Here is a 1,967-nt window from a genome sequence, read left to right as displayed (position 1 = left end):
TTATAGCGCATGGGTGTTTTATGTGAGTCCCCCTAATAAATGAGGGTGAAATCATTGGGACATTATGTGCATTTGACATTAAACCCCATGTTTTTAAAGACTATGATCTGATACTCATTAAGTCTTTGGCAGCTTTGATTAGTCATACCATACTTCTTGAAAAAGGGATTATCAGGGATCCTTTGTCAGGTCTATATAATCGGCACTTCATTGATAATTATTTCGAATATCATAAAGATAAAACAAACGATGAAATGGCCCTTCTTTACATCGATCTTGATCATTTTAAATTTTTCAATGATTCTTTTGGCCATGATGCTGGTGACGACGTTATCAAAAAGGCAGCGGAATGCTTTTTGCAAACCGTTCCCGAAGGCAGTCATGTGGCCCGAATCGGAGGTGATGAATTCATTGTATTATTACATCCATCGCATTGTGAAGATTTAATGAAAAACACTCAGCAAAACGCTGAATTATTACTGAAGCATTTATCGACCATGCCCATTCACATTAATGGAAATGATCATTTTGTATCAGCTAGCGTAGGGATAAGTTTTTATCCTCATAATGGTACGGAAATGGAGTCACTTTTAAAAAAAGCGGACCGTTCCATGTATTTGGCTAAAGAGTCTGGACGTAAGAAAATTCAATACTTCCACCAGCAGTGATCATCTGAAAAATAAAAAAACCAGTTCTCCTTAGAGACTGGTTTTCTTTTACCTTAAAAAAATCCAACGTTTAGCTTTCAGCTTTTGTAAAAGCTTGAGCAACTCAGCATTTCCCTTATGTATCCGTTTCTCGGACGGTGAAGCGGAGGGGACTGGGATGTTAACTCTCTCGGGTTTTTTGTTCATAATCTGAAAGACCCTTCCTATTCTTTGATTTTGAATAGTATATGCGGGTTCTCCATGAAATATCATAAGGAAAGGAAAAACCCCCTTCCCTTCTTATAAAACATTTTTTAATCGGCTGAAGCGTGCAGCTTTTTCTTTTTGTTTCAGGATAATGCGTTCGTTTTGTTTCATCACTTTTTTAGTGTGGGGACTTAAACCTACATCGGGTATTTTCACCTGTGGTTTGATTACGGCAACTGACACGTCATTGCCCACTTTATCATATATGCTCATTTATCCTTCACCACCTGGTTTTTGTTTTATGACCATATCGAACATCATGATTAATAATGCTATTAATAAACAATCGACTTCTGAAACGAAGCTTTCCGATTTAACGTCAAGGATATAAGGTTCCATCAAAATACTAACAGGCTGCAAAGCCATTTTTTCTTCATCATTATAATACGTATCTTCTCTTTCCAATGTAGCACGAATGGTACTGCCATTCAAGTTCGGATGCCCACTTATCACCAATTGCTTGTCCTGTTCCGTCTTGAAAGGAAGGATTTTCACGTTCATCCCTTCCTTTGCTGCATATGCTTGCAGGAGAATGCTCAAATAAGCCAAATATTCCTTATTCGTTTGATAATACTCAGGTATTCCTTCCTTTTTTAGGAGATGAAACATATTCTTGACCTTTTCCCTATTATCCGTTAAAAGTTTGTCACTTTCCGCAACGGCTTTTGTTGCATAGGATAGCTCGTTATCGCCAATCTTGGATATATACATGCTCAAGAACACAAACATATCAATCAGGATGAATACGATAGCCATAATCAAGAAATTTTTCCACTCATTAAAAATGCTCATCGGATAGAAATTCCAATAAATCAATGCACCCAGTATAAAAATGATATACCAGGTTTTTCGAATTGCTTCAATCCTTTTACTTACCTTGTCTTTATATTTCCAAGAAAGAATGACATAGGCTAATAAAGCAATAAATACTACCCATACAAAGACCCTGAAAAACATTAACAATCGATTTATCACCCTACCCTTCGGCTGCTACATTCCTTATACCACTCTCTATATTATTCATTATATATACCTCGATTCCCTGCCTAAGAC

Annotated in this window: 3 protein-coding genes; 1 reads left to right on the top strand and 2 read right to left on the bottom strand. The window is 36.8% G+C overall.

The features are described 5' to 3' along the window. Positions 1-35 precede the first annotated feature (35 nt). A complete protein-coding gene (locus ACFVSH_RS26065) occupies positions 36-668 on the top strand; it encodes a GGDEF domain-containing protein (RefSeq protein WP_387708688.1) in 633 nt (210 codons plus the stop codon). Positions 669-947: 279 nt separating this feature from the next. Here the strand turns inward: ACFVSH_RS26065 and ACFVSH_RS26060 are convergent, their stop codons facing one another. Continuing rightward, positions 948-1,127 carry a hypothetical protein gene (locus ACFVSH_RS26060; protein WP_387708686.1) on the bottom strand — a complete coding sequence of 60 codons (180 nt, stop codon included), beginning with the start codon at positions 1,125-1,127 and terminating at the stop codon, positions 948-950. Beyond that, positions 1,128-1,871: a type II toxin-antitoxin system SpoIISA family toxin gene (locus tag ACFVSH_RS26055; protein WP_387599306.1), complete on the bottom strand. Its 744-nt coding sequence runs from the start codon at positions 1,869-1,871 to the stop codon at positions 1,128-1,130. It lies immediately after the preceding gene. Positions 1,872-1,967 lie beyond the last annotated feature (96 nt).

The sequence above is a fragment of the Peribacillus sp. NPDC058002 genome, assembly GCF_042886655.1.
Taxonomy (GTDB): Bacteria; Bacillota; Bacilli; order Bacillales; family DSM-1321; genus Peribacillus; species Peribacillus aracenensis.
Note: the sequence above shows the minus strand (reverse complement) of the source record. Positions and strands in the feature narration are given on the sequence as shown.

What these genes read in the sequence shown, in the direction of transcription:
- ACFVSH_RS26060 (WP_387708686.1), bottom strand. Translation starts at nt 1,127, where the DNA reads ATGAGCATATATGATAAAGTGGGCAATGACGTGTCAGTTGCCGTAATC.
- ACFVSH_RS26055 (WP_387599306.1), bottom strand. Translation starts at nt 1,871, where the DNA reads ATGTTTTTCAGGGTCTTTGTATGGGTAGTATTTATTGCTTTATTAGCC.